We start from the raw sequence: 25,300 nt of genomic DNA, 5'->3' as shown, positions 1-25,300 counted from the left end.
GCTGATGCGGCGCGCGCAACGGCAAGGGCCCAGTATCAGGTCCCGCTGTGCCGGGACTGCCCGGCGACCCAGACATCCGCGATGGCGCGGTCGTCCCCCAGCATGATGGTCGGAAAGATCGCGTCCCAGATGTCATCGGCACGGGCGTGCCGCTGGGCAATGGCGGGTGTCGAGGCGAGGTTGAGCACGGTCAGGTCGGCGGCGCAACCGGGTGCAATCTGTCCAATCTCGTCGGCGCGGTGCAGTACCTCTGCGGAGCCTTGCGTCGCAAGCCAGAGCAACGCCGCCGGATGCACGGCGGTGCCGCGCAACTGCGCGACCTCGTAGGCTGCGGCCATGGTGCGCAACATCGAAAAACTCGATCCGCCGCCTGTGTCGGTTGCCAACCCTGTGGGTTGGCCCGATCCGGCCAGCCCCGAGAGGTCAAAGAGGCCCGAGCCGATGAATGTGTTGGATGTGGGACAATGCGCCAGCCCGGCCCCCATTTCGGCCAGGCGGTCGCGTTCGCGCGGCTCAAGGTGGATCGCGTGACCATAAAGCCCGCGCGCGCCCAGCAATCCGTGCGCCTCGTAGATATCGAGATAATCCCGTGCCTGCGGAAACAGGGTGCGCACCCATGCAATCTCGTCCACCTGCTCGCTCAGATGCGTTTGCATCAAGACGTCCGGGTGTTCTGACCAAAGCGCGCCCAACGCGTGCAGTTGGTCGGCGGTGGATGTGGGGGCAAAGCGGGGTGTGATGGCGTATTGCGCGCGCCCTTGACCATGCCACCGTTCGAGCAACGCCTTGCTGTCGTCATAGGCGCTTTGTGCGGTGTCGCGCAAACCGTCCGGCGCGTTGCGGTCCATGCATGTCTTGCCCGCGACGACAGCCATGCCGCGCGCGGCGGCCGCCTCGAACACCGCGTCGACACTCAGAGGGTGAACGGTGCAATAGCTTGCAAGGCTGGTGGTGCCGTGTGCCAGAGCAAGGTCAAGATAGCGCGCCGCAACGCTCGCGGCATATTCCGGGTCGCCAAACCGCATTTCCTCGGGAAATGTGTAGGTGTTCAGCCAGTCGATCAGACGCTTGCCCCAAGACGCGATGATCGCCGTCTGGGGATAGTGCACATGGGCATCGACAAAGCCCGGGCAGATCAGATGATCGTCATAGCGCGTCTCTGGCGCGTCCGCAGCCTCAGCATCGGGGCCTGTGGCGGTGATCTTGCCATCCGCGATCAGCACGGCGCTGTTTTCGCGGACGTGAACTGTGCTCTCCCACCCTTGCACAAAGGGGTTGCCGGAATAGGTCAGGATATGGCCGCGCAAGCGGTGAGGTTGAGACATGAGGCCCATTATGCCGTGCTGCAACAGACAATGGCAATGGCGCGCGCGGGCCCCATTGTCTCGGTTTGCCGCGCCGCTTATGGTCGGTCCGGAACAGCCAGAGCACCACCGGGGAGGGCGCCATGACAGAGCCATCTGAGGCGAACGACCCGGTCCAGGATGACAGCGGTTACGTGCTGGGACGCAAGGACGTTTCGGCCATTCTCTATGCGGTGGATATTGAGGACCGGGCGCAGTTGACAGCGCTCATGGACCCGCTGCACGCGGCTGACATCGCTGACCTTTTGGAACAGATCAACGCCTTTGACCGGTCGCGGCTGATCCGTCTCTATGATCGTGAGTTTGACGGTGAAATCCTGTCAGAGCTGGACGAGGCGATCCGCGAAGAGGTGATTGCGGTGCTCAAGCCGCACGTGCTGGCAGAGGCGGTGCGTGAGCTCGACAGTGATGATGTTGTCGACCTGATCGAAGATCTGGACACCACCCAGCAGGAACAGATCCTTGATGCGCTCGAAGACAGCGACCGGGCGATGGTCGAACAGTCGCTGGCCTTTCCGGAATACTCCGCCGGGCGCCTGATGCAGCGCGAAGTCGTCATGGCCCCGGAACACTGGACCGTGGGCGAGGCGATTGACCGGATGCGGGACGCCTCCGAAGAGGAGTTGCCGCGCCAGTTCTATCATATTGTGCTGGTGGACCCGCGGTTGCACCCGGTGGGCAATGTCACCTTGGGCAAACTGATGCGGTCGGGTCGGAATGTGCCGCTGCGCGATCTGGTGGAGGAGACGTTCCAGATTATTCCTGCCACGCAGGAAGAGAGCGACGTGGCCTATGCATTCAATCAGTACCACCTGATTTCTGCACCGGTCGTGGACGACGAGGGGCGGTTGATCGGTGCGATCACCATTGATGACGCGATGGCGGTGCTGGACGAAGAGCACGAAGAGGACATTCTGCGTTTGGCGGGGGTGGGCGAGGAATCGGCTCTGTCGGACAACGTGGCCAGCACCACGCGGCAGCGCCTGCCGTGGCTTGCGGTCAATCTGGTGACGTCGATCCTTGCGTCGCTGGTGATTGCGCAGTTTGACGCGGCCATTGCGCAGATCGTGGCACTGGCCGTGCTGATGCCGATTGTGGCGTCGATGGGCGGCAATGCGGGCACGCAATCGCTGACCGTGGCCGTGCGGGCGCTTGCCACCAAGGACCTGACCGGCGCGAATGTGTGGCGGGTGATTCGGCGCGAGGTGCTGGTGGGGTTGATCAACGGCGTCGTTTTTGCGGTGGTGATGGGCATTGTGGGCATCGTATGGTTCGGCTCGCCCGCGCTGGGATATGTGATTGCGGCGGCGATGGTGATCAACATGGTTGTGGCGGGCCTTGCCGGTACGGCGATCCCGGTGATCCTTGACCGTATCGGAATTGATCCTGCACTTGCCTCGGGTGCCTTTGTGACAACCGTGACGGATGTGGTCGGGTTCTTTGCCTTTTTGGGGCTGGCTGCGGTGGTGTTGCTGTGAAACGCCGGGTGGACGCTGTTTGCGCGTGCGCGCAAAGGCGCCCCACCCGCCGTCCCACAGGGTGCGCCTGATGGATTTGGCCGCGCAAAAGGCGGCGGTGCGCAAGGAGGCTTTTGCCGCCCGCAAGCGCGCGCATGACGCGGATAGGGGCGATGCCTCAGGGGTTTTGTCATCGGTTTTGGCGGGCTATCGCGGCGTCCCGCTGGCCGGATACATGCCGATCCGCACGGAAATTGATCCCTTGCCCGCCATGGCGGAGGCCGCGGCCCATGGCCCCGTCGCGGTGCCGGTCATTCAGGGTGCGGGGCAACCTTTGGCATTCTCGCGCTGGGTTCCGGACGGGCCGATGCGTGACGGGGCCTACGGGGCCCGGGTGCCGTTGGTCGATGCGTTCATGGTGCCGGAGATTGTGATTGTGCCGCTGGTGGCCTTTACCAGAGCGGGCGGGCGATTGGGCTATGGCGGTGGATTTTACGACCGCACGCTGGAGATGTTGCGCGCGGCGCGTGCCACGCTTGCCATTGGATTTGCCTACGGTGCGCAGCAGGTGGATGCGCTGCCGCTGGAGCCGACGGACCAGACACTCGACATGATCGTGACGGAGCGCGATGTGATCGCGTTGTGATGGGGGCGCTGCCCCCCGGCCTGCGGCCTCCCCCCGTGGTATTTTTGGTCAGAAGAAGACAGGGCGCTTGCCGTGGCCTGTTGGCGCGGCATATGGGGTCGGTATGAATATTCTTTTTCTGGGCGATGTCATGGGCCGGGCCGGACGGCAGGCTGTGACCGATCATTTGCCGCGGTTGCGGGCGGACTGGAACCTCGATTTTGTTGTGGTGAATGGCGAGAATGCGACCTCGGGCATGGGCCTGTCGGGGAGCCATGCCAAGGCGCTGCTGGAGGCGGGCGCGGATTGCGTGACGCTGGGCGATCACGCCTTTGATCAGAAGGACATGCTGCAATTCATCGAAAATGAGCCGCGCGTGTTGCGCCCGCTGAATTTCTCGAAGGCGGCACCGGGCAAGGGCGCGCGGGTCTTTTCCGTTGGCGGGCGCCGCGTGCTGGTGGTGCAGGCGCTGGGGCAGGTGTTCATGAAGCGCGCCTTTGACGATCCGTTTTCGGCGCTTGAGACGGTGTTTCGGACCCACCCGTTGGGTGGCGCAGTGGAAGTCATCCTAGTGGATTTTCACTGCGAGGCGACGTCGGAAAAGATGGCCATGGGCCATTGGTGCGACGGGCGGGCCAGCCTGATGGTGGGCACGCACACCCATGTGCCCACCAGCGATGCCATGATCCTGCCCAAGGGATGCGCCTATCTGACGGATGCAGGCATGTGTGGCGATTATCATTCCGTGATCGGGATGCAGCGGGACGAGCCGTTGCGCCGGTTCATCACCGGGATGCCCAAGGAGCGGTTTTCGCCCGCCTTGGGTGAGGTGACGCTGTCCGGTGTCTATGTCGAAGTGGGCGCGGATGGCCGCACCACGCGGATCGAGATGGTGCGTCAGGGGGGGCACCTGCCGTCAGCGGGTCCATGACGGGCCACCGGCGGCTGTGGCTTGCCCTTGTTTTGCTGGGACTGGGTGCGGGCTGGGGCCTGACCATGCCGCTGACCAAGATTGCAGTCAGTTCAGGGTTCAAGCATTTTGGTCTGCTGTTCTGGCAATTGGCAATTGGGTTCGTGGTGATGAGCGCCATCGCTCTGCCGCAAGGGCTGCGCCTGCCTTGCGGAGCGGCGCAGTTGCGGGTCTATGTGATCATTGCACTGGTGGGGTCGGTGCTGCCCAACACGGTCAGCTATCAGGCGGCGGTACATCTGCCATCGGGCGTCATGTCGATCCTGCTGAGCATGGTGCCCATCTGGGCCTTTCCCATCGCGTTGATACTGGCGCTGGACCGATTTGACTGGCGACGCTTTGCCGGGCTTGTGGCAGGGCTGACAGCGGTGATGCTGATAGTGTTGCCGGGGTCCGAATTCGCAGGCACCATCCCGGTGGTCTGGGTGCTGATCGGTCTGATTTCAGGCCTGTTCTATGCGTTCGAAGGCAATTACGTCGCGCGTTGGGGCACTGCGGGGATGGGTCCTGTGCAGGTGCTGTGGGGCGCATCACTGGTGGGGATGCTGATCGCCTTGCCGTTGGCGCTGTCGACCGGGCAATGGATCGACCCACGCCCGCCATACGGAGATCCGCAGATCGCGCACATCATGGCGTCGATGACGCATGTACTGGTCTACACCGGCTATGTGTGGTTGGTGGGGCAGGCGGGGCCGGTCTTTGCAGTGCAGGTCAGCTTTCTTGTGACGCTGTTTGGCGTGTTCTGGGCGCGCGCCATCTTGGCGGAGGCCTATCCGCCAGCGGTCTGGCTGGCGCTGGCCCTGATGCTGCTGGGCATGTATCTGGTGCAGCCGCGCAAAGCGCATCTTGATGCGCCCGGTCCAATCGGGGACACTGGGCGCTGACCTTTTTCACGACCAAGGGTATCGCATGGGGCTGATCGAGCTATCGCAGACGGGCAATGCTGTGCTGACCCTCACGGTTGTGGCCATCATGTTCGTGCTGTTTCTGCGCGAAAGCCTGCCGGCAGAAGTTGTGGCCATTGGGGGCGTGGCGCTGATGCTGCTGTCAGGCGCGCTGCCGTATGAGGCGGGACTTGCGGTGTTGTCGAACCCCGCGCCGTGGACCATTGCGGCGATGTTCATCATCATGGGGGCGCTGGTGCGCACCGGTGCGCTGGAGGCATTCACCGGCCTTGCCGACCGGCAGGCGCGCAGCAATCCGGTGGTGGCCATTGCACTGCTTATGGCGTTTGTGATCGTCAGTTCGGCCATCGTGTCGAACACACCCGTCGTGGTGGTGATGATCCCGGTGTTCATCCAACTGGCCAAGACCATGGGGCTGGCGCCGTCGCGCCTGCTGATCCCGCTGAGCTATGCGGCCATTCTGGGAGGCACGCTGACGTTGATCGGGACGTCGACCAACCTGCTGGTGGATGGTGTTGCGCGGACGCAGGGACTGGAACCATTCACGATTTTCGAGGTGACGCCGCTGGGGGTGATCCTTGTGATCTGGGGCATGATCTATTTGCGGTTTGTCGGGCCGCTGCTGCTGCCGGACCGGGACAGTCTGGCGGGGTTGCTGAGCGACCGGAGCAAGATGAAGTTCTTTACCGAAGCGGTGATCCCTCCGGATTCCAACCTGATCGGGCGCGAGGTGCTGAGCGTGCAGCTGTTCAAAAGGGACGGTGTGCGGTTGATCGACGTGATCCGGGGCGACGCATCCTTGCGCCGGGATCTGGCATCGGTGGAGTTGCAGGTGGGCGACCGGGTGGTGCTTCGGACCCAGATGACCGAACTGCTGAGCTTGCAGCGGAACAAGGAACTCAAACGCCTTGATCAGGTGGGCGCGGTGGAGACAACCACGGTCGAGGTGCTGATCACGCCGGGCTGCAAAATGGTGGGCCGCAGCCTTGGTGCGATGCGGCTGCGGCGGCGCTATGGGGTCTATCCGCTGGCGGTGCATCGGCGGAACCAGAACATCGGGCGGCAGTTGGACGATCTTGTGGTCAAGGTGGGTGACACCCTCCTGCTGGAGGGCGCGCCCGAGGACATTCAGCGGCTGGCCGCCGACATGGAGATGGTGGACGTCTCGCAGCCCACGGGCCGCGCGTTCCGGCGCAGCCACGCGCCGATTGTGCTGCTGGCGCTGCTGGGGATCGTGGTGCTGGCCGCCTTGGGCGTCGCGCCCATCCTGATGCTGTCGGTTCTGGCGGTGGCGCTGGTGCTGGTCACGCGCTGCATCGACGCGGACGAGGCGTTTTCATTCGTGGACGGGCGCTTGCTCGCGCTGATCTTTGCGATGCTGGGGATCGGGGCGGCGCTGGAGGCCTCGGGTGCTGTGGCGCTGATCGTGGATGCGGTCGCGCCGGGGCTCGCGATGTTGCCGCCCTTTTTGATCGTGTGGGCGATTTATCTGCTCACCTCGGTCCTGACGGAATTGGTCAGCAACAACGCCGTCGCGGTTGTGGTCACGCCCATTGCGATCGGGCTGGCCGGGGCGCTGGGGGTTGATCCTCGGCCTTTGGTGGTGGCGGTCATGGTGGCGGCCTCGGCCTCGTTTGCGACGCCCATCGGGTACCAGACCAACATGCTGGTCTATGGGCCGGGGGGCTACAGGTTCACGGATTTCATGCGGGTGGGCATCCCGCTCAATCTCAGCGTGGGCCTGCTCGCCTCGGCGGTGATCCCGTTTATCTGGCCGCTGTAAAACTTTTCGGGTGTCCCAGCGTGGGACACCGTGGGGCACACCAAAAATCAAGGGGTTACAGAGGCAAATTAACCTTTTGGATACACTTTGGGCCGGGAGAGGATGGGCAGATCGCCCATCCTGCGGGGCTGACGCGGCGCAGATACCCCCCAGCGTCCGACGGCGCAGATCACAGGGCTGCCAGCACCGCCGCTGCACATTGCTGCGTGTCCGCCGTCCCGCCCAGATCGGCAGTGCGGGTCGCCGCGTCAAGCAGCGATGCCTGCATCGCCGCCTCAACATCATCGGCTGCGGCATCCTCGCCCAGATGGCGCAGCATGGTCGCCACGGTCCAGACGGCGGCAATCGGATTGGCCACCCCTTTGCCCGCGATGTCGGGCGCTGAGCCGTGCACCGGTTCGAACATCGACGGGTAGTCGCGTTCAGGGTTGATATTTGCCGAGGGCGCAATGCCGATGGAGCCTGCAATCGCGGGCCCCAGATCGGACAGGATGTCGCCAAAGAGGTTCGAGGCCACCACAACGTCGAACCAGTCCGGGTGCTGCACGAAATGCGCGGTCAGAATGTCGATGTGGAACTGGTCCGTGGTCACGTTCGGATAGGCTTTGGACATGTCGGCAAAGCGTTCGTCCCAGAAGGGCATGGAATGCTTGATACCGTTGGACTTGGTGGCCGAGGTCACATGTTTGCGGGCGCGGCCTTGTGCCAGTTCGAAAGCGTAGCGCATGATGCGGTCAGTGCCGCGGCGGGTGAACACCGCCTCTTGCACGGCAAATTCGTCCTCGGTCCCGGCATACATGCGCCCGCCCAGTTCGGAATATTCACCCTCCACGTTCTCGCGCACGACGACAAAGTCGATATCCGCCGATGTCCGCCCCGCCAGTGGCGATGTGATCCCATCCAGCAGGCGCACGTGGCGCACATTGGCATATTGGTGCATCTCGCGCCGGATCGGCAGCAAAAGCCCCCAGAGCGATACGTGATCGGGCACGCTGGGCCAGCCCACCGCCCCGAGATAGATCGCGTCAAAGGCCTTGAGCTGTTCAATCCCGTCATCGGGCATCATCTGCCCGGTCTCAAGATAGCGTTCGCAGGACCAGTCAAAGACGGTCCAGTCGATGGCAAAGCCGTGCTTGGCCGCCGCTGCATCCGCGACGGCCTGTCCGTGCGGGATCACTTCGGTTCCGATGCCGTCGCCGGGGATGCTGGCGATGCGGTAGGTCTTGGTCATGTGTCTGTCCTGTTGGGGTTGGTGTTTCCGGGTCAGCCGCGTGCCCAGAGCCAGTGGCGCGTTGCGGCCTGTTTGGCCTCAAACTCGGTGATTGTTGCAGCGCGGTCCAGCGTTTGTTGGATGTGGTCGGCGCCGGACAGAAGCAGCGCCTTGCGCGCAGCCGGAATGTCAAATCCGATCCGCAGCGGCCCGGCGGTGATGGTCTGGGCGTCAAGGTCGATGGTCATCAAGGCGGTGCGGGGCGTATCCGCGTGGGCCATGAGCAGGTCCACATCGCCCGGGGGCAGGGTGATGGCAAGCAGCCCGTTTTTCTCGCAATTGCCAAAGAAGATGCCCGAGATGGACGGCGCGATGATCGCGCGGATACCCAGCTGTTGCAGCCCCCACACGGCGTATTCACGGCTGGAGCCGCAGCCGAAATTATCGCCGCAGATCAGGAATTTGGCCTGATTGTAGGGCGCGCGGTTCAGCACGAAATCGGGGCGGGTCTGCCCGTCTGTGTCAAAGCGCAGGTCGTGAAAGGCACCGATGGCCAGCCCGGCGCGGTCGATCCGCTTGAGGAACTGTTTGGGCATGATCACATCGGTGTCGATGTTGGGCGTGGGCAGCGCGGCGGCGACGCCGGTGACAGTGGTGAACGGGGTCATGGCGTGGCTTTCATCAGGGTGCGCACATCCGTGAGGGTGCCGGTGACAGCGGCGGCGGCGACCATTTCGGGGCTCATCAGGTGGGTGCGCGCGCCGCGCCCCTGCCGCCCCTCGAAGTTGCGGTTGGTGGAGGACGCGCAGCGTTCGCCGCTTGCCGCGACGTCGTCATTCATCGCAAGGCACATGGAACAGCCCGCGCCGCGCCAGTCAAAGCCTGCGGCTTTGAAGATCGCGTCGAGCCCTTCGGCCTCGGCCATGGCGCGCACCTGTTTCGATCCCGGCACCACGATGGCGGTCACGCCATCGGCCACGGTGCGCCCGTCGAGGATGGCGGCGGCACGGCGCAAATCCTCGATCCGGGCGTTGGTGCAGGACCCGATAAAGGCGCGGTCGATGGCGATGCTGTCGAGCGGTTGGCCCGCGTCGAGCCCCATATAGTCAAGCGCGCGCTGGTCGCCTGCGCCTTGCGGTGCGGGGATGCGGGCGGTGATCGGGGCGGATTGGTCGGGGCTGGTGCCCCATGTCACCAGCGGGGCGATGGCGCGTGTGTCGATCTCGACCACGCGGGCAAAGGCGGCGTCGGGATCGGATCGCAGGTCCTGCCAGTCGCGCAGGGCGTCGGCCAGTGCTGCGCCCTTGGGTGCCTGTGGCCGCCCGGCAAGGTCGTCGAACACCTTTTGATCGGGGGCGATCAGGGCGGCGCGGGCACCGGCCTCGACCGCCATATTGCACAGGGTCATGCGCGCCTCGACGCTGAGCGCGTCGATGGTGGTGCCGGTGAATTCGACGGCAAAGCCGGAGGCACCTGCCGCGCCGACCCGTTCGACAAAGGCCATGACGATATCCTTGGCCGATGTGCCCGTGGGCAGCGCGCCGTCGATGCGCACCTGCATTGGCTTGAGCACCTTGTAGACGAGGGTCTGGGTGGCCAGCACATGTTCGATCTCGGACGTGCCGATGCCAAAGGCCAGTGCGCCGAAGGCACCGTAGGTGGTTGTGTGGCTGTCGCCGCAGGCAATCACCATGCCGGGCCAGGCAAAGCCGTTTTCGGGCACCACGACATGTTCGATCCCCTGACGCGGGTCAAAGAGGTCAAAGAGCTGGATGCCGTGGCGCGCGCAATTGGCGCTGAGCGTTTCGATTTGCAGTCGCCCACCTGCGTCCTCAATCTGAGACAGGTCGGTGATGGGCCGCGTCGGGTTCACGTGGTCCACCACGGCGAGGTGTGCGCGGGGCCGCCGCACGGGGCGGTGCGCGCTGTGCAGCCCGGCAAAGGCCTGTGGGCTGGTGTATTCGTTCATCACGTGGAAATCGACGTAGAGGAGCACGTGGCTGTCGTCGATGGTGGCGACCACGTGTTGGTCCACGAGTTTTTCGTAAAGCGTGCGGGGCATGGCGGCCTCAGGGCAAAGGGACGTTGAGCAGGCGGCCAAAGAGCAGTGCCACCAGCAGGACAAGGGCTGTGAGGCCCGCGCCTTGCAGAGCGAGGGTGCGGAACGGCACGGCATGTTGCTGCGCGATGATCATGCAGACACCGGCCCCCACGACAGAGGTTGCGACAAAGCCCGTGACAGGCAGCAGGATCGCCCAAGCGGCCAGCGCCGCCAGCATCAGAAGAGGGCGCAGAACGGTGCCGGTATTTGTGGGCAGGGCGGGGGACCAGATCAGGGCGCGCAGCGCCAGCAGGATCGCGCCCAGCACCATGCCTGCGCCCGCCAGTTGCGGAAAGATCGCGCCAAAGACGGACATCGACTGTGCCTCCCACAGGGCGTAGCCGCCCAAGGCCAGCAACCCGGCGGCGGCGGCGATGTCGCGGTGCAGGAACCTATTCATAGAGCGACCCCTTTTGCGTGGCGCGCGCCTTGCGGTCGGACCAGAGCGGCCAGAGCAGGGTAAGCAGGGTGAACCCGATGATGGCGATGGATATGGGGCGGCCAAAGAACTCGCCCCAGATGTTGCCCGAGGCGTTGCCGATCAGGTAGCCCTGCACAAACCCCTGTTCCGCGATGGGTCCGAGGATGAGACCCAGCACGATGGGGGAGGCTTCGAACCCAAACTTGAGCAGCACCCACGCCATGGCCCCGAGGGCGACCATCATCACCACGTGGGTGGGGTTCTGTTCCACGGCGAAGGCACCGATCATAATCAGCACGCCGATGGCCGGGGCCAGCACGGCCTTGGGGATCGATGAGATGGTGCGGAACGCCGTCCGCCCGATCATCAGCCCCACGGGGATCATCAGCACCGTCGCAAAGAGCAGCCCAAAGATAAACGTGTAGACGGTGCTGGCCTGTTCGACAAAAAGCTGCGGACCGACGCGGATGCCCTGCACCATCAGCGCGCCAAGGATGATCGCGTCGGGCGGGGTGCCGGGGATGCCCAGCACCAGCGTCGGCACAAACCCACCGCCCACGGTCGCGGAATTGGCCGATTCCGACGCGATCACGCCATCGGCGGCCCCTTTGCCGAACTGGTCCTTGTGGCGCGAGGTGCGCCGCGCCTCGGAATAGGCGACAAGGCCCGCGACGGCACCGCCCGCCGCAGGCAGAATACCCACAACCGTCCCCACCACAGAACTGCGCACGAGGTTGACCTTGGAGCGCCACATGAGGCCCAACGCTTCGGCAATGCGGGTGCCGCGCCCGGTGGCCGCCCGCTCGATATGGGGGTCGTCGGTGGCCACCATGTTCAGCAGGACCGGCACGCAATACAGGCCGATGAGCGCGGGGATGATGTGGATGCCGCCCAGCAACACCGGGTTGCCAAAGGTAAAGCGGACGTCGCCGCCCACCACAGCCGATCCGATGGTCGACAGGCCAAGGCCCAGACAGCCGCCGATCAACCCTTTGAGCGTCGCGCCCTTGGACAGCACCGCGATCAGCGACAGGCCAAAGATGGCGAGCCAGAAATACTCCACCGGCCCGAATTTGAGCGCGATGGTCGCCAGTGGTGGTGCAACCACCAGCAGGGCCAGCGCCCCCACCATGCCGCCAAAGGCAGAGGCAAAGCAGGAAATCGTGACCGCAAGATCCCCGTCGCCCCGTTTCGCCATGGGAAAGCCGTCAAGCGCCGTGGCAATGGCCGCAGGCGTGCCGGGCGTGTTCACGAGGATGGCGGCATAGGCCCCACCATAAATCGCGCCGGTATAGACCGCACCCAGCGCGATCAGCCCCGAGGCAGGGTCCATCGTGAAGGTAAACGGCACCAGCACCGCGACGGCCATGGTGGCCGACAGCCCCGGCAACGCGCCGATGACGGTGCCCAGCACGACGCCCACCAGCGCAAGCATCAGGTTGAACGGCGTCGCTGCCGAAAGAAGGGCGTCCAGCATCGGGGCCTCACAAACAAAAAAGGACCCCGCGCACCCAAAGACCGGGCGCACAGGGTCACGGGGCGTGTCAGGCGGATTTCAGACGCTCTATGGCGGGGCCGTAGGCGGCCTTGCGCTCTTTGATAAAGGCCGGGATGTCGGCCAGCGGCACGTCGATCACCTCGTAGCCCGCTGCCGTCATCTGCGCTTGGAAATCGGGGGTCGCGTTGATCTCTTGGAGGATGTCGGACAGGCGCTGCTGGATATCGCCCGGCGTGCCCGCAGGCACCGCCACACCGCGATAGGCACCGCCCACATGGTCAAAGCCCAGTTCCTTGAAGGTCGGCGCGTCGGGCAGGGCCGCCACGCGTTCATTGGTGGCCACGGCCAGCGTGCGCACCTGTTCGCCCGCCTTGACCCCTTGGGTCGTGTAGCTCATCGCGGCGGCGATCTGGCCACCCAGCACCGCCGTCATCGCAGGCGCAGAGCCTTTGAACGGGATGTAGGTGGTTGTGGTGTCGGTCATATCCGCAAAGATTTCGGACGCCAGATGATTGGCTGTGTTGGTGCCCGAACCGCCAAAGGTGACGCGCCCCGGATTGGCCTTGGCGTCGTCGATCAGGTCCTGCAATGACTGGTAGGGGCTGTCGGCCTTTACCACCACCGCGTCGGGTGTGTAGTGGAAGAAAAAGACGTTGTTGATGTCCGCCGTCTGATAGCCCACGTCCTTCATCGCCGGTTGCAGAACGGTGTGCGGTACGATGGTGTTCATAATCGTGTGGCCGTCGGGTTCGAACCCATTGAGTTGCGCCCATGCGGTGGCCCCGCCTGCGCCCGGTTTGGACTGGATCACGACGCTTTGGCCGGTGATCGCCTCGAAAAAGGGCTGTTGAAAGCGTGCGGTCACGTCGCTTTCGCCGCCGGGGTTGAAGGGGATGATGTAATTGATCGCGCGGCTTGGAAAGCTTTGGGCGCGCAGGATGCCCGGCGCGCTGAGCGCGGATACTGCGATCAGGCCCTGTCCGAACTGGCGTCTGTTAAGTGGTGTCATGCTGGTGTCCTCCCATCGGTTGGAGAGGTTCTAGAGCCGACAGGGTGCTGAAATTGAGCGCAAAATATTTATATATTTTTTGCTATTAATGGATTGGCAATCCCGGCCTATGGTGCGCCGCAATTCTTATCCATGACGGGGTTCACATGCTTCTTGATGCCAAGGCCGCACTGGCGGCTGCCGCCCCGGCGGACACGTTTTTCGACGGGTTCACGGCAGAGCATGTTGCGGTGCCGGGCGGGTCGGTCTTTTGCCGCTATGCGGGCTCTGGCCCGCCGCTGCTGTTGTTGCATGGCTATCCGCAGACATCGGCGATGTGGCACCGGGTGGCCCCGGTTCTGGCGCAGCGGTTTTCGGTCGTGTGCGCCGATTTGCGGGGCTATGGGCAGTCGCACAAACCGGCCTCTGACACCAGCCACGCGGCCTATTCCAAGCGTGCGACGGCGGATGACATGGTGGCGCTGATGCAGGCGCTGGGGCACGAACGATTCTGCATCGGGGCGCATGACCGGGGCGCGCGGGTGTCGCACCGGCTGGCGCTGGATCATCCGGACCGGGTGGTGGCGCTGGCGGCGCTGGACATTGCGCCCACGCGCGAGATGTACCGCGATGCCGACAGCGGTTTTGCCCAGACCTATTGGCACTGGTACTGGCTGACGCAGGCGCATCCGTTCCCGGAATTTCTGATTGAACGTGAGAGCGATGCCTATTGGCTCAAGAAATGCGGGTCGGGGTCGGCGGGCTTGCGCCCCTTTGCCCGGCAGGCATTGGAGGAGTACCTGATCGCGTTTCGCGATCCTGCGGTCATCCACGGGTCTTGCGAGGATTACCGCGCGGCGGTCACAATCGACGCGGACCATGATGATGCGGATGCCGGTCTGCTGGAGGTGCCGCTGTTGACCTTGTGGGGCCGGTTTGGCGCGATTGAGCGGCATTTCGACTGCCTTGCGCTGTGGCGCGAACGGGCGCGGGATGTGCGGGGCTGGGCGCTGGAGGGTGGGCATTATCTGGCCGAAGAGCGGCCCGACGAGGTTGCGGAGGCCTTTGGCAGCTTCTTTGACGACGCATTGGCAGAAGCGGGCGCGCTGGCCGCTACGCCGTGAGGGTTGCGGGCAGCAGGTCGATGAAATCGTGGACGGTTTGCAGCCGTTCGTCGCTGCGCCAGACGGCGTGGACATTGACCGTGGGGCCGCCGTCTTTGAGCGGGATGAAGACCACGTCGTCGCGGCGGAACTTGCTGACCCATTCCGGCACAAGCGAGATGCCAAGGCCGGAGGCGACCATGGCGATGATCATGTGCCGTTCGGTCGCCTCTTGCAGGATGTTCGGCTCAACGTTGCGCGCGCGCAGGTAGCTGACGATTTCGTCGAACAGGATCGGGCGGCTGGCGCGGCTGGACAGGACCAGTTGTTCATCGCGGATATCGTCGGCGGACAGGTGGGTCTGGCGGGCCTTGGGGTGGCCCACGGCGAGTGCGGCAACCACCGGTTCCGACAAGGCGAGGCGCGACGTCAGGTGATCCACGCGCGACGGCTTGCGCACAAAGGCGATGTCGAGCGCGCGGCTTTCCAGCATGTTGAAGGCGGGACCGGACAGCATTTCGAACACCTTGAGGGCCACGTCCGGATGCGCGGAGCGGAAGGCGCGGATCACGCTGGGCAGGAGGCCCGCAGTCGCTGAATCCACGCCGCCCAGTTTCAGCGTGTCGGCCCCGGTCGTGCCCACGGCGCGGGTGATGCGCACCGCCGCTTCGGCCTGGGCGATGGTGGCGAGCGCCTCGGGCAACAGCGCCTCACCGGCGGCGGTCAGGCGCACGCGGCGGGTTGTGCGGTGAAACAGCGACACGCCCAGATCATATTCCAGCGCCTTGATCTGGCTGGACAGGGCGGGTTGGGCGAGGTGCAGCTTTTCGGCGGCGCGGCCAAAGTGCAGCTCTTCGGCCAGCACGGCAAAGATCTGAAATTGCCTCAGGTTCATGGCCGCAGGCTTAGCACGGCCCACCGGAGGGGGCGAGGGGGGCGAGGGGGCGGGCGCGCCGCCCCCCGGTGCGCCTATTCGGCGGCGTAATCTTCCATCGGCGGGCAGGTGCAGGACAGGTTGCGGTCGCCCCACACGTTGTCGACGCGGTTCACGGGCGGCCAATACTTGTCCACCCGGAACGAGCCGGTGGGAAAGCACCCGGCCTCGCGGCTGTAGGGGCGGTCCCAGTCCCGCACGAGGTCTTCCATCGTGTGTGGCGCGTTCTTGAGCGGGTTGTTATCCGGGTCCATGCTGCCGTCTTCGATCGCCTCGATCTCGGCGCGGATGCCCAGCATCGCGTCGCAGAAGCGGTCCAGTTCGGCCTTGGTCTCGGATTCTGTCGGCTCGATCATCAGGGTGCCCGCCACCGGCCACGACATGGTGGGCGCGTGAAATCCGCAATCGGCCAGACGCTTGGCAATGTCATCCACGGTCACGTGGGCACTGTCGGCAAAGGGGCGGGTGTCGATGATGCATTCATGCGCCACGCGGCCTGTCGGCCCCTTGTAGAGCACGTCAAAGGCCCCTTCGAGCCGCTTGGCGATGTAGTTGGCGTTCAGGATCGCCACCCGCGTCGCTTGGGTCAGCCCGTCCCCGCCCATCATCAGGCAATAGGCCCATGAGATCGGCAGGAGCGACGGCGAGCCAAAGGCCGCAGCACTCACCGCGCCGTCGCCGCCGTTGGGATCGCCCGGCAGGTGATCGGTCAGGTGCGCCTTGACCCCGATGGGACCCATGCCGGGACCGCCGCCACCGTGGGGAATGCAAAACGTCTTGTGCAGGTTCAGGTGGCTCACGTCGCCACCCAGATCGCCGGGGCGCGACAGGCCCACCATGGCGTTCATGTTGGCCCCGTCGATATAGACCTGACCGCCCGCCTCGTGCGTGATCTCACACACCTCGATCACCGTTTCCTCGAACACGCCATGGGTCGAGGGATAGGTGATCATGCAGCCTGCGAGGGTGTCGCGATGTGCGTCGACCTTGGCGCGGAAGTCGTCCAGATCAATGTCGCCATTCTCGGCCGATTTCACCGGCACGACCTTCCAGCCGACCATCTGCGCCGAGGCGGGGTTGGTGCCATGCGCGCTCATTGGGATGAGGCAGATGTTGCGGTGCCCCTGTCCTTGCGCGCGGTGATAGCTGGCGATGGTCAAGAGGCCCGCATATTCGCCCTGCGCGCCCGAATTGGGCTGCATCGAAATCGCATCATAGCCGGTGATATCGCACAGCTTGGCCGACAGATCGTCGATCAGTTCGGTGTAGCCTGCCGCCTGATCCTTGGGGCAATAGGGGTGCAGCAGGGAAAATTCGCGCCAGCTCACCGGCATCATTTCAGCGGCAGAGTTCAGCTTCATCGTGCAGGACCCCAGCGGGATCATCGCCCGGTCCAGCGCCAGATCACGGTCCGCCAGACGGCGCATGTAGCGCATCATTTCGGTTTCGGCCCGGTTCATGTGAAAGATCGGGTGGGTCATAAAGTCGGATGTGCGGATCAGCTTGTCCGGCATGTTGTAGTGAGGCGTATAGTCCTTGTCCTGCCGGTCGATGCCAAAGGCGCGCCAGACCTTTTCGATGATCTCTGGGCGCGTGGCCTCGTCCAGAGTGATGCCGACCTTGGTCGTTCCCACGGCGCGCAGGTTGACGCCCTCGTCCACAGCCGACTTCATCACGGCGGCCTGCAATGGGCCGACCTCGACGGTGATGGTGTCAAAGAAAGTGGCGGGACGCACGTCAAAGCCCGCCTGTTTCAACCCCTCGGCCAGCCGCGCGGTCTTGCGGTGGATGCGCTGGGCGATGGCCTTGAGGCCCTCGGGGCCATGGAACACGCCATAGAACCCGGCCATGACGGCCAACAGGGCTTGGGCGGTGCAGACGTTCGACGTCGCCTTTTCCCGGCGGATGTGCTGTTCGCGGGTTTGCAGCGACAGCCGGTAGGCGCGGTTGCCCAGACTGTCGACCGACACGCCCACGATGCGGCCCGGCATGTTGCGCGCATATGCGGCCTTGGTCGCCATGTAGGCGGCGTGCGGGCCGCCATATCCCATGGGCACGCCAAAGCGCTGCGTGCTGCCCACGGCTATGTCGGCGCCCATGGCGCCCGGTTCCTTGAGCAATGTCAGCGCCAGCGGGTCAGCCGACACAATGGCGATACCCTTTTCGGCGTGCAGCCCTGTGATGATATCGGTGAAATCGCGCAGGTGACCATGCGTGCCGGGATACTGAAAGATCGCGCCGAACACAGCAAAAGAGCCGATGTCGTCGGGGTTGCCCACGATCACCTCGATCCCAAGCGGTGCCGCGCGGGTTTTCATCACAGCGATGTTCTGCGGGTGGCAGTTTTCATCGACAAAGAACCCGGTGGTCTTGGACTTGCTGACGCGCTGCGCCATGGTCATGGCTTCGGCGCAGGCGGTGGCCTCGTCCAGCAGCGAGGCATTGGCAATTTCGAGCCCGGTTAGGTCCGACACCATGGTCTGGTAGTTCAGCAGCGCCTCAAGTCGGCCTTGCGAAATCTCGGGCTGATAGGGCGTGTAGGCGGTGTACCACGCCGGGTTTTCGAGGATGTTGCGCTGGATCGCGGGGGGCGTGACCGTGCCGTGATAGCCTTGGCCAATCAGCGAAGTCAGCACCTTGTTCTTGGAGGCGGTCACGCGCATGTGGTGTAAAAGTTCGCGCTCGGACTTGGCCTTGCCAAAGTCGAGCGGTTCCTTTTGCCGGATCTGGGGCGGGATCGTGTCGTCGATCAGGGTGTCGAGGTCCTTCGCCCCCACCACTTGCAGCATCTCGTCCATTTCGGCGGGGGATGGCCCGATATGGCGGCGGTTCGCGAAATCATAGGGCAGGTAGTCGGTGGGTTTGAAAGTCACGGTGCGTTCCTCAGCCGATCAGTGCGTTATAGGCGGCTTCGTCCATCAGGCCGTCCAGTTGGGAGGTGTCGGATGGCTTGATCTTGAAAAACCAGCCCTTGCCCAGCGGATCGCTGTTGGCGAGGCTGGGGTCGTCGGCAAGGTCGGTGTTCACCTCGGTGATTTCACCATCGACGGGGGCCATGATGTCCGAGGCGGCCTTTACGCTTTCGATCACGACGATCTCATCGTCCTTGCTGACGCTTGCGCCCACATCGGGGAGTTCGACAAAAACCAGATCGCCCAGCTGTGTGGTGGCGTGTTCGGTGATGCCCACCACGTAGACATCCCCGTCGGCGCGCAGCCATTCGTGTTCTTCGGTGTATTTCATTGGTTTCCCTCTCTGGTTTATCGTTTGAAATTGGCGGGTGTGAACGGCAGTTTTGTGACGGTCAGCGGCAGGCGTTTGCCGCGCAATTCGCCATAGAGCGTGGTGCCGGCTGTGGCGTGCTGCGTGGCGACATAGCCCATGGCGACTGGGCCGCCGACCGTGGGGCCAAAGCCGCCGGATGTGATGGTGCCGATGGGGTCGGCGCTGTCTTCGGCATCGAACAGCGGCACAGAGTCGCGCATGGGCGCACGCCCTTCGGGCAGCAGCCCCACGCGTTTGCGGCTGGCGCCGTTTTCGATCTGGTGCAGGATTTTTGCGGAACCGGGGAAGCCTCCGGACCGGTCGCCTCCGCCGCGGCGGGTTTTTTGGATGGCCCATGTCAGCCCGGCCTCGACCGGGGAGGTGGTGGTGTCGATGTCGTGCCCATAAAGGCACAGCCCCGCCTCGAGCCGCAGCGAGTCGCGTGCGCCCAGCCCGATGGCTTCGACATCCGGGTGGTCGAGCAGGGTGCGGGCCAGCGCCTCGGCTGCGTCGGCGGGGACCGAAATTTCGTAGCCGTCCTCGCCGGTGTAGCCCGAGCGGGACACCCACGCCTCGACCCCGTTCAGCGACAGCGTGGCCACGTCCATAAAGGCCATGTGGGCGGCGCGCGCATCAAGCGTCGCCAGCACCTGTTCAGAGGCAGGCCCCTGAAGGGCCAGCAGCGCACGGTCCGTGATTTCCGTCACTGTAACAGCAGGTTCCAGCGCGGCCTTCATGCGCGCGATGTCCGCCGTTTTGCAGGCCGCGTTGACCACGACAAAGACGTGATCGCCGCGATTGGCCAGCATCAGATCGTCGTCGATCCCGCCTGCATCGTTGGTAAAGAACCCATAGCGCTGGCGGTTCAGCCCGAGGCCCAGAATATCGACGGGGATCAGCCCTTCGAGCCCGCGCGCAGCCGCCGCAAAAGTGTTGCCCAGCACGATCACCTGCCCCATGTGGCTGACGTCGAACAGCCCCGCCTTTGCGCGGGTGTGAAGATGCTCTTTCATCACGCCAAGGCCGTATTGGACGGGCATGTCGTATCCGGCAAAGGGCACCATCTTGGCCCCCATGGACAGATGGAGTGCATGAAGCGGGGTCTGCCTGAGGTCGGACATGTCTCATTCGCCTTTTCCAAGCCGACGAGATTTGGGTCAAATCAAGCGGCACCACATTGCGCGCGGGACATGGCCTGCGCGTCGGTGCCTCCTCTGTCTTGGGTGCCTGAGATCATTATCCCTTCGGCGGATGCACGGGGCATCACTCTCCAGAGTCTTGGGGTTCGACATTGGTCCTGTGGCCTGAGAGTTTCCGAGGCAGTTGCTCCTTCGGCACCAGTTGTCTGGTTCTCCCAACGTCAAACGCTGCATGTTTCGTATCGGAAACGTGGTTCGGCTGGCAAGTGAAATTTCCCGAACCTGCCGGGCGGGCGCAGGGGTGGGCGGTGTTACCCGTCGCGTCCGGGTTCGTTGGGGTCGCTGGAATACAGGGCAATCTTGTTGCCTTGGGGGTCGCGCAGGTAGCTGACAAAGAAATGCGGCCCATAGGCGGCGCGAAATCCGGGCTGGCCTTCGTCTGTGCCACCGGCGGCCAGCGCTGCGGCGTGCAGGTCGCGGACCTGCTGCTGGGTGCGCGCCTCAAAGGCGACCATCGACCCGTTCCCGGCAGAGGCGGGACGACCGTCAAAGGTGGGTTTGACATAAAAATCCGGCAAAACAGGGCGCTGACCCGCTTCGACCGGCAGGGCGTAGCTGAGCCCTTCGGCACCCTCTTCCAAGCCGTAGCCGAGGGCTGGCAGGAAGGCTGCGTAAAACCGTTTGGCACGGGCGATGTCGTCCGCCCCGACAGTGACGTAGGAAATCATGGGCCGGTGTCCTTTTGCGGTGATGAGGCGATGTGCCAAAGCTACTGCATCGGGACCGGACAACGCAACGCCGCGCAGCGCAAGGGGCGAGAGAAACGTTCCAGAGGCAGGCGCGCAGGGCGGTGCCTGCATGTCCCCGCGACGGGCCACAGGGCGCAGCCCTTGCACAAAAAAACGGAGCGCCCGATCCGGGCGCTCCGTTCACTGTCCCTGGTGGGGATCAGTTCTTGGACTTGTCGACCATCTTGCCTGCGGAAATCCACGGCATCATGCCGCGCAGGGTTTCGCCCGTGGCTTCGATCTGGTGTTCGTCGTTGATCCGGCGCGTGCCCTTGAAGAAAGGCTGGCCAACGGCGTTTTCCTGCATGAAGTCACGCACGAATTTGCCGGTCTGGATATCGGTCAGGATCGCCTTCATCCGGGCCTTGGTCTCGTCATAGGGCAGGACGCGGGGGCCGGAGACATATTCGCCATACTCAGCCGTATTGGAGATCGAATAGTTCATGTTGGCAATGCCGCCTTCGTAGATCAGGTCCACGATCAGCTTCACCTCGTGCAGACACTCGAAATAGGCCATTTCGGGGGCGTAGCCCGCCTCGACCAGCGTCTCAAAGCCCATGCGGATCAGTTCGACCAGACCACCACAGAGCACGGCCTGTTCGCCGAAGAGGTCGGTTTCGCATTCCTCGCGGAAGTTGGTCTCGATGATGCCCGAGCGACCGCCACCGATGGCGGAGCAATAGCTGAGGCCAATCTCGAGCGCGCGGCCCGATGCGTCTTTGTCCACGGCGACAAGGCAGGGCACGCCGCCGCCTTTGACATATTCGCCGCGCACGGTGTGGCCGGGGCCTTTGGGGGCCATCATCACCACGTCGATGCCTTCTTTGGGCTCGATGAGGCCAAAGTGGACGTTCAGACCGTGGGCAAAGGCGATGGCCGCGCCTTCGCGGATGTTGTCGTGGACGTATTTTTTGTAGGTTTCGGCCTGCAATTCATCGGGCATGGTGAACATGATCAGGTCGGCCCATGCGGCGGCTTCGGCGATGCCCATGGTTTTGAGGCCTTCGCCTTCGGCCTTGGCGATGGAGGGCGAGCCGTCGCGCAGCGCCACAACAACATTCTTGGCGCCGCTGTCACGCAGGTTGAGGGCATGGGCGTGCCCTTGGGAGCCGTAGCCGAGGATGGCCACGTTCATGTCCTTGATCAGGTTAATGTCGCAATCGCGATCGTAGTAGACGCGCATATCGGGTCCTCCGGGGTTGTATCTGGGGTGCGTTATAGGCGCGTTTATCGGGGTGGTCAGCGTTGGATTTTGAGTATTTGGAAAGAGAAGAAGGGTAGATCATTCGTCATTCAGGCGATATGCGGTGAAATCATGCTGGATGATGTGGACAGACGAATTTTGCGGCAATGGCAGGCTGACCCGACGCTGGGGCCTGCGGAACTGGCCGAACGGGCGCGCGTCAGCGCGGGGCAGTTGGCGCGCCGTCAGGCCAAGCTGCGGGACGCGGGGCTGGTGAAGGGCGTACAGGCGGTGATCGACTGGGCCGCATTGGGCTATGCGGTGGAGGTGAGCCTGCGCGTGACGCTGGACAAGACGCAGGGCGGGGCGTTTGATGCCTTTATCGCCGCCGCACGCGACGTGCCCGAGGTGATCGAGATCCAGACGTTTCTGGGCCGTGTCGATGTGCGCCTGTCGGTGATTGCGCGGGACATGGGGCATTATCAGCACCTTTACCGCAGTCGCATCCTGACCCTGCCACATATCGCGGATATCGAGGCATTGATGCAGGTGGCGCGGATCAAGAGTGATGAGGCGCTGCCGTTGTGATCGAGATTGACGACACCGACCGTGCGATCCTGACGCTGCTTGCGCAGGATGCGGGGCAGGGGGCCGGGGCTGTGGGCCGGGCCTGTGGGCTGTCGCAGCCTGCGGCGTGGCGGCGGATCAGGCGGTTGCGGGAGGCCGGTGTGATCAAGGGCCAGCGGCTGGTGCTGGACCGCGAGCGGCTTGGATTTGGTGTGACGGTGTTTCTGGGGGTGAAGCTGGCCACCAAGGGGCGGGTGAGCCTTGAGGATTTCGAACGCGCCGTGGGGGCCATTCCGGAGGTGCAGACGGTGGAACATGTGCTGGGGCTGTACGATTACCGGCTGCGTGTCGTGGCGCGTGATTTGCCGGATTTCGAGCGCGTGTTGCGGCGGCGGATTATGACACTGCCCGGCGCGGGTGAGGTGGAGGCGAATGTGCTTTTGAGTGAAGAGCGTCGTCCCGGGCCCTTGCAGGGGGGCGGTTAACCTTTGGGTCAGACGCTTGCGTTACAAGGTCGGCCAGCAGCGCATCGGGTGATATGTGAAAATTGAAAGTGTCAGGGATGTCGTCATGTTCTCGGTCGTTGTGACCGTGATTTCGATGGTGTGTGCGGTGGCCCTGAACTACCTGATTTTCCCGGACGCGATTCTGTCCCGCACGGTGCCGGGCACGATCATCATCGTGACGTTGGTGTCCTTTCCCACTTGTGTGTTCGTGGGGGCCAAGATCCGCGAAAATGTCCGTCTGTCCGAGGAATTGCGGCGGCTGGTGGAGCGGGACAGGCTGACGGATGTGGCCACGCGCGATTTCTTTTTCACGCGGATGGCGCAGGAACCCGAAGCCTATGGAATCTCGCTGATGATCGATATCGATTTTTTCAAGCGGGTGAATGACACCTATGGGCATCTGACCGGGGACCGGGTCATTTCGCATGTGGCGCAGCTGTTGCAGGAAACGGTGCGGTCCAATGACATCGTGTGCCGGTTTGGTGGGGAGGAGTTTGTGGTCTTTCTCGCGGATGCGGATCACGATGTGGGTGCCGCCATGGCGGAGCGTTTGCGCGCGCGTGTGGCCAACAGCCCGATTGATGAGGCGGGCACGACGCTTGGCGTCACGGTCTCTATCGGTGGGTCGCTCAAGGCGGCGACGGACCATATCGAGGTGGCCATTCAGCGCGCGGATGACGCGCTGTACCGTGCCAAGAGCGGGGGGCGCAATCAGGTGCGGATGTTTCCTGTGACAGGCGAGCGTCCTGTTGCCGTCGGAGAAAGTGCCTGAGCGATTGTCTGGCGTTGTGGCTTTGTGTGCGCTGATGCGGGTGCCGGGCTTTGCGCGAGCGTCCTGTTGCCGTGGGAGACAGCGCCTGAGCGATTGTCTGGGGATGGAGCTTTGTGTGCGCTGGTGCGGGTGCCGGGCTTTGGGTGAGCGTCCTGTTGCCGTGGGAGACAGCGCCTGAGCGATTGTTTGGGGGTGGAGCTTTGTGTGCGCTGGTGCGGGTGCCGGGCTTTGGGTGAGCGTCCTGTTGCCGTGGGAGACAGCGTCTGAGCGATTGTCTGGCGTTGTGGCTTTGTGTGCGCTGGCACGGTGCCGGGCTTTGGGTGAATGTCCTGTTGCCGTCGGAGAAAGTGCCTGAGCGATTGTCTGGCGTTGTGGCATTGTGTGCGCTGGTGCGGGTGTTGGGGTTTGGGTGAATGTTCTGTTGCCGTCGGAGAAAGTGCCGGAGCGATTGTCTGGTGGTGCGGATTCATGTGCGCTGGCGCGGGTGTCGGGCTTTGAGGTGACGTTCATGTCTGTGCGTGTGACCCCGGGCGCAGAGGTTAGAGGACTGCGCGTGGTTTGCGTCCCGATGCGCCCCGTGAGCGCACAGAGGGCAGGAGATGAAAGCGCCGTGTGCGGTCGTTCCTTGGCGGGCAAACAGGCCAATCGCAGATGCGGCGGCTGGCGCGTAGCTGTCGACAATCCGTGCCCTGTCAGCGGCGCGGATACCCTTCGGGATATGCGACCGGGTGCAGCCCGCCGGTCACAAGCTCGTAATATGCGACACTGTACCGGGTTGGGTTGACCGAGTTGTCATCACCGCCGTCCCGCATCATGACGGACAAAACGTTGAACAGCGGGTTTATGATCATCTGCAACCGCCCCAAAAACCGGTCGGTGCGCCGTGAATTTGACGAACGGCTCCTTTCGATAAAACTGAAACTAAAACCACGTATCGCAAATGCGCGATCCCGCCCCCCGAACCACCAGACCCGCCGGTCGCGCAGCACCGCCTCTTTGTCGAACTCGGTGCTTTGCCGCAGATGGGTATCCTCGACAATGGCACGGGGAATGATGCTGTACTGGACCAATGCCGAAAACTGGTCATCGCCGCTTTTGTCCCGCAGGCTGGTGTTCACCACACACTCGCCTTCGGCGCAGTTTTGGGGCAGTGACACGTAAATTTCGTGGATGTTGTCATCCACGGTCCGGCCCCGCAAAAAGGCAAACCCACGCAAGACCGCCACGTCGTCCGGGCCCCAGCCGACCGGCGCGCGCAACTGGCAGTTTCTGTAACAGCCGTGCAGGAACGCCTCGTGGACAGGGTAGGCGACAGTCGCCCAATTGTTCATCGAGCTTGCCGATACGGTTGCGGAAAACCGATCACCGCCGTTTTCGTCGTTGAAGCCGACGACCATGCCATTGGAGCGTCTGGCATAGGTGCGGCCACCGGCGCGCGACCGTTCGAGAAACCTGTTCAGATTGTCGGTGGCAATCGCGACGACGATCATGTGCGGTTTGTGATCGCCGTTTTCAAATTGCAGGTCGAACCCTTCGAGCATGTAGGCCCGGGCGTCGCGATCACAGTCAAACTGCACCGGGGCCAGAAACGTGCTGCCTTGCGTATGGTCGGTGCAACGCTGTTGCGCGTGCCCGGCTTGTGGCCATGAGAGCATAAAAAGGAATAGCAATAACAGGCGCATGGTGGCCCCCTCGTGAAATGCGTCCTTGCCGAGACAGGCA

At 63.7% G+C, this 25,300-nt stretch carries 23 protein-coding genes and 1 riboswitch; of the genes, 9 read left to right on the top strand and 14 right to left on the bottom strand.

The genetic code is table 11. The features are described from left to right. Nucleotides 1-35 precede the first annotated feature (35 nt). Nucleotides 36-1,325, bottom strand: a complete 1,290-nt coding sequence (gene guaD, locus Q1A85_RS09845) for a guanine deaminase (protein ID WP_299687894.1) — start codon at nucleotides 1,323-1,325, stop codon at nucleotides 36-38. A gap of 122 nt (nucleotides 1,326-1,447) precedes the next feature. Here guaD and mgtE point away from each other — a divergent pair, with 122 nt between their 5' ends. The 5 genes from mgtE to Q1A85_RS09820 all read left to right on the top strand — a co-directional run bounded on the left by mgtE (nucleotide 1,448) and on the right by Q1A85_RS09820 (nucleotide 7,104). After that, nucleotides 1,448-2,842, top strand: coding sequence for a magnesium transporter (mgtE, locus tag Q1A85_RS09840; RefSeq protein ID WP_299687891.1), 1,395 nt, complete (start codon nucleotides 1,448-1,450; stop codon nucleotides 2,840-2,842). A 70-nt stretch (nucleotides 2,843-2,912) separates the two neighbouring features. Next, nucleotides 2,913-3,467: a 5-formyltetrahydrofolate cyclo-ligase gene (locus Q1A85_RS09835; protein ID WP_299687888.1), complete on the top strand. Its 555-nt coding sequence runs from the start codon at nucleotides 2,913-2,915 to the stop codon at nucleotides 3,465-3,467. A gap of 103 nt (nucleotides 3,468-3,570) precedes the next feature. Next, complete coding sequence (locus Q1A85_RS09830) at nucleotides 3,571-4,377, top strand: TIGR00282 family metallophosphoesterase (protein WP_299687886.1); 807 nt, start codon at nucleotides 3,571-3,573, stop codon at nucleotides 4,375-4,377. Beyond that, nucleotides 4,374-5,300: a DMT family transporter gene (locus tag Q1A85_RS09825; protein WP_299687883.1), complete on the top strand. Its 927-nt coding sequence runs from the start codon at nucleotides 4,374-4,376 to the stop codon at nucleotides 5,298-5,300. Before Q1A85_RS09830 ends, Q1A85_RS09825 begins: the two co-directional genes overlap by 4 nt. Nucleotides 5,301-5,325: 25 nt before the next feature. Next, on the top strand, nucleotides 5,326-7,104 hold the full coding sequence (locus Q1A85_RS09820) for an SLC13 family permease (protein WP_299688591.1): 1,779 nt from the start codon (nucleotides 5,326-5,328) through the stop codon (nucleotides 7,102-7,104). A gap of 169 nt (nucleotides 7,105-7,273) precedes the next feature. On the opposite strand, the gene Q1A85_RS09815 is transcribed toward Q1A85_RS09820, so the two are convergent. The 6 genes from Q1A85_RS09815 to Q1A85_RS09790 all read right to left on the bottom strand — a co-directional run bounded on the left by Q1A85_RS09815 (nucleotide 7,274) and on the right by Q1A85_RS09790 (nucleotide 13,343). Further along, on the bottom strand, nucleotides 7,274-8,335 hold the full coding sequence (locus tag Q1A85_RS09815; protein ID WP_299687880.1) for a tartrate dehydrogenase: 1,062 nt from the start codon (nucleotides 8,333-8,335) through the stop codon (nucleotides 7,274-7,276). A gap of 32 nt (nucleotides 8,336-8,367) precedes the next feature. Next, entirely contained in the window at nucleotides 8,368-8,982 is a 615-nt protein-coding gene (gene leuD, locus Q1A85_RS09810) for a 3-isopropylmalate dehydratase small subunit (protein WP_299687877.1), read from the bottom strand. Then, nucleotides 8,979-10,376 (bottom strand): 3-isopropylmalate dehydratase large subunit, encoded by a 1,398-nt coding sequence (gene leuC, locus Q1A85_RS09805; protein ID WP_299687874.1) that lies wholly within the window; start codon nucleotides 10,374-10,376, stop codon nucleotides 8,979-8,981. Before leuC ends, leuD begins: the two co-directional genes overlap by 4 nt. Before the next feature lie 7 nt (nucleotides 10,377-10,383). Continuing rightward, nucleotides 10,384-10,815, bottom strand: coding sequence for a tripartite tricarboxylate transporter TctB family protein (locus Q1A85_RS09800; RefSeq protein WP_299687871.1), 432 nt, complete (start codon nucleotides 10,813-10,815; stop codon nucleotides 10,384-10,386). Further along, nucleotides 10,808-12,313, bottom strand: coding sequence for a tripartite tricarboxylate transporter permease (locus Q1A85_RS09795; RefSeq protein ID WP_299687869.1), 1,506 nt, complete (start codon nucleotides 12,311-12,313; stop codon nucleotides 10,808-10,810). Before Q1A85_RS09795 ends, Q1A85_RS09800 begins: the two co-directional genes overlap by 8 nt. Nucleotides 12,314-12,380: 67 nt before the next feature. Continuing rightward, nucleotides 12,381-13,343 carry a tripartite tricarboxylate transporter substrate binding protein gene (locus Q1A85_RS09790; protein ID WP_299687866.1) on the bottom strand — a complete coding sequence of 321 codons (963 nt, stop codon included), beginning with the start codon at nucleotides 13,341-13,343 and terminating at the stop codon, nucleotides 12,381-12,383. Nucleotides 13,344-13,489: 146 nt separating this feature from the next. Here Q1A85_RS09790 and Q1A85_RS09785 point away from each other — a divergent pair, with 146 nt between their 5' ends. Then, nucleotides 13,490-14,446 (top strand): alpha/beta hydrolase, encoded by a 957-nt coding sequence (locus Q1A85_RS09785; RefSeq protein WP_299687863.1) that lies wholly within the window; start codon nucleotides 13,490-13,492, stop codon nucleotides 14,444-14,446. Here the strand turns inward: Q1A85_RS09785 and Q1A85_RS09780 are convergent. From Q1A85_RS09780 to ilvC, 6 genes are all read right to left on the bottom strand, one after another. Continuing rightward, the gene (locus Q1A85_RS09780; protein WP_299687860.1) at nucleotides 14,436-15,320 is read right to left on the bottom strand and encodes a LysR substrate-binding domain-containing protein; all 885 of its coding nucleotides are present in this window, start codon (nucleotides 15,318-15,320) and stop codon (nucleotides 14,436-14,438) included. The genes Q1A85_RS09785 and Q1A85_RS09780 overlap by 11 nt on opposite strands. 74 nt (nucleotides 15,321-15,394) lie before the next feature. Beyond that, nucleotides 15,395-18,232 carry an aminomethyl-transferring glycine dehydrogenase gene (gene gcvP, locus Q1A85_RS09775; protein ID WP_299687857.1) on the bottom strand — a complete coding sequence of 946 codons (2,838 nt, stop codon included), beginning with the start codon at nucleotides 18,230-18,232 and terminating at the stop codon, nucleotides 15,395-15,397. 10 nt (nucleotides 18,233-18,242) lie between these two features. Then, nucleotides 18,243-18,602, bottom strand: coding sequence for a glycine cleavage system protein GcvH (gene gcvH / locus Q1A85_RS09770; RefSeq protein ID WP_299687854.1), 360 nt, complete (start codon nucleotides 18,600-18,602; stop codon nucleotides 18,243-18,245). A 17-nt stretch (nucleotides 18,603-18,619) separates the two neighbouring features. Beyond that, nucleotides 18,620-19,744, bottom strand: a complete 1,125-nt coding sequence (gene gcvT / locus Q1A85_RS09765; RefSeq protein WP_299687851.1) for a glycine cleavage system aminomethyltransferase GcvT — start codon at nucleotides 19,742-19,744, stop codon at nucleotides 18,620-18,622. 161 nt (nucleotides 19,745-19,905) lie between these two features. After that, nucleotides 19,906-19,990: riboswitch (glycine riboswitch) on the bottom strand. An 83-nt stretch (nucleotides 19,991-20,073) separates the two neighbouring features. After that, complete coding sequence (locus Q1A85_RS09760; RefSeq protein WP_299687848.1) at nucleotides 20,074-20,490, bottom strand: VOC family protein; 417 nt, start codon at nucleotides 20,488-20,490, stop codon at nucleotides 20,074-20,076. A 220-nt stretch (nucleotides 20,491-20,710) separates the two neighbouring features. Then, nucleotides 20,711-21,733, bottom strand: coding sequence for a ketol-acid reductoisomerase (gene ilvC, locus Q1A85_RS09755; RefSeq protein WP_299687845.1), 1,023 nt, complete (start codon nucleotides 21,731-21,733; stop codon nucleotides 20,711-20,713). 132 nt (nucleotides 21,734-21,865) lie between these two features. Here ilvC and Q1A85_RS09750 point away from each other — a divergent pair, with 132 nt between their 5' ends. The 3 genes from Q1A85_RS09750 (at nucleotide 21,866) to Q1A85_RS09740 (ending at nucleotide 23,578) form a co-directional block, all read left to right on the top strand. Then, entirely contained in the window at nucleotides 21,866-22,321 is a 456-nt protein-coding gene (locus Q1A85_RS09750; protein WP_299687842.1) for an Lrp/AsnC family transcriptional regulator, read from the top strand. Beyond that, on the top strand, nucleotides 22,318-22,785 hold the full coding sequence (locus tag Q1A85_RS09745; protein ID WP_299687839.1) for an Lrp/AsnC family transcriptional regulator: 468 nt from the start codon (nucleotides 22,318-22,320) through the stop codon (nucleotides 22,783-22,785). Before Q1A85_RS09750 ends, Q1A85_RS09745 begins: the two co-directional genes overlap by 4 nt. 85 nt (nucleotides 22,786-22,870) lie before the next feature. Continuing rightward, nucleotides 22,871-23,578 carry a GGDEF domain-containing protein gene (locus tag Q1A85_RS09740; RefSeq protein WP_299687836.1) on the top strand — a complete coding sequence of 236 codons (708 nt, stop codon included), beginning with the start codon at nucleotides 22,871-22,873 and terminating at the stop codon, nucleotides 23,576-23,578. A 692-nt stretch (nucleotides 23,579-24,270) separates the two neighbouring features. Here the strand turns inward: Q1A85_RS09740 and Q1A85_RS09735 are convergent. Beyond that, the gene (locus Q1A85_RS09735) at nucleotides 24,271-25,260 is read right to left on the bottom strand and encodes a hypothetical protein (protein WP_299687834.1); all 990 of its coding nucleotides are present in this window, start codon (nucleotides 25,258-25,260) and stop codon (nucleotides 24,271-24,273) included. Nucleotides 25,261-25,300: the final 40 nt, after the last annotated feature.

The sequence above is a fragment of the uncultured Tateyamaria sp. genome (assembly GCF_947503385.1).
Lineage (GTDB): Bacteria > Pseudomonadota > Alphaproteobacteria > Rhodobacterales > Rhodobacteraceae > Tateyamaria.
Note: the sequence above shows the minus strand (reverse complement) of the source record. Positions and strands in the feature narration are given on the sequence as shown.

Bases quoted from the DNA above. Each gene is read 5' to 3' on its own strand.
- Q1A85_RS09780 (WP_299687860.1), bottom strand. From the start codon at position 15,320: ATGAACCTGAGGCAATTTCAGATCTTTGCCGTGCTGGCCGAAGAGCTG.
- Q1A85_RS09750 (WP_299687842.1), top strand. From the start codon at position 21,866: ATGCTGGATGATGTGGACAGACGAATTTTGCGGCAATGGCAGGCTGAC.
- Q1A85_RS09760 (WP_299687848.1), bottom strand. From the start codon at position 20,490: ATGATTTCCTACGTCACTGTCGGGGCGGACGACATCGCCCGTGCCAAA.
- guaD (WP_299687894.1), bottom strand. From the start codon at position 1,325: ATGTCTCAACCTCACCGCTTGCGCGGCCATATCCTGACCTATTCCGGC.
- Q1A85_RS09785 (WP_299687863.1), top strand. From the start codon at position 13,490: ATGCTTCTTGATGCCAAGGCCGCACTGGCGGCTGCCGCCCCGGCGGAC.
- Q1A85_RS09795 (WP_299687869.1), bottom strand. From the start codon at position 12,313: ATGCTGGACGCCCTTCTTTCGGCAGCGACGCCGTTCAACCTGATGCTT.
- Q1A85_RS09835 (WP_299687888.1), top strand. From the start codon at position 2,913: ATGGATTTGGCCGCGCAAAAGGCGGCGGTGCGCAAGGAGGCTTTTGCC.
- Q1A85_RS09820 (WP_299688591.1), top strand. From the start codon at position 5,326: ATGGGGCTGATCGAGCTATCGCAGACGGGCAATGCTGTGCTGACCCTC.
- Q1A85_RS09790 (WP_299687866.1), bottom strand. From the start codon at position 13,343: ATGACACCACTTAACAGACGCCAGTTCGGACAGGGCCTGATCGCAGTA.
- Q1A85_RS09735 (WP_299687834.1), bottom strand. From the start codon at position 25,260: ATGCGCCTGTTATTGCTATTCCTTTTTATGCTCTCATGGCCACAAGCC.
- leuD (WP_299687877.1), bottom strand. From the start codon at position 8,982: ATGACCCCGTTCACCACTGTCACCGGCGTCGCCGCCGCGCTGCCCACG.
- gcvH (WP_299687854.1), bottom strand. From the start codon at position 18,602: ATGAAATACACCGAAGAACACGAATGGCTGCGCGCCGACGGGGATGTC.
- Q1A85_RS09815 (WP_299687880.1), bottom strand. From the start codon at position 8,335: ATGACCAAGACCTACCGCATCGCCAGCATCCCCGGCGACGGCATCGGA.
- Q1A85_RS09740 (WP_299687836.1), top strand. From the start codon at position 22,871: ATGTTCTCGGTCGTTGTGACCGTGATTTCGATGGTGTGTGCGGTGGCC.
- Q1A85_RS09825 (WP_299687883.1), top strand. From the start codon at position 4,374: ATGACGGGCCACCGGCGGCTGTGGCTTGCCCTTGTTTTGCTGGGACTG.
- mgtE (WP_299687891.1), top strand. From the start codon at position 1,448: ATGACAGAGCCATCTGAGGCGAACGACCCGGTCCAGGATGACAGCGGT.
- gcvT (WP_299687851.1), bottom strand. From the start codon at position 19,744: ATGTCCGACCTCAGGCAGACCCCGCTTCATGCACTCCATCTGTCCATG.
- ilvC (WP_299687845.1), bottom strand. From the start codon at position 21,733: ATGCGCGTCTACTACGATCGCGATTGCGACATTAACCTGATCAAGGAC.
- Q1A85_RS09800 (WP_299687871.1), bottom strand. From the start codon at position 10,815: ATGAATAGGTTCCTGCACCGCGACATCGCCGCCGCCGCCGGGTTGCTG.
- Q1A85_RS09830 (WP_299687886.1), top strand. From the start codon at position 3,571: ATGAATATTCTTTTTCTGGGCGATGTCATGGGCCGGGCCGGACGGCAG.
- leuC (WP_299687874.1), bottom strand. From the start codon at position 10,376: ATGCCCCGCACGCTTTACGAAAAACTCGTGGACCAACACGTGGTCGCC.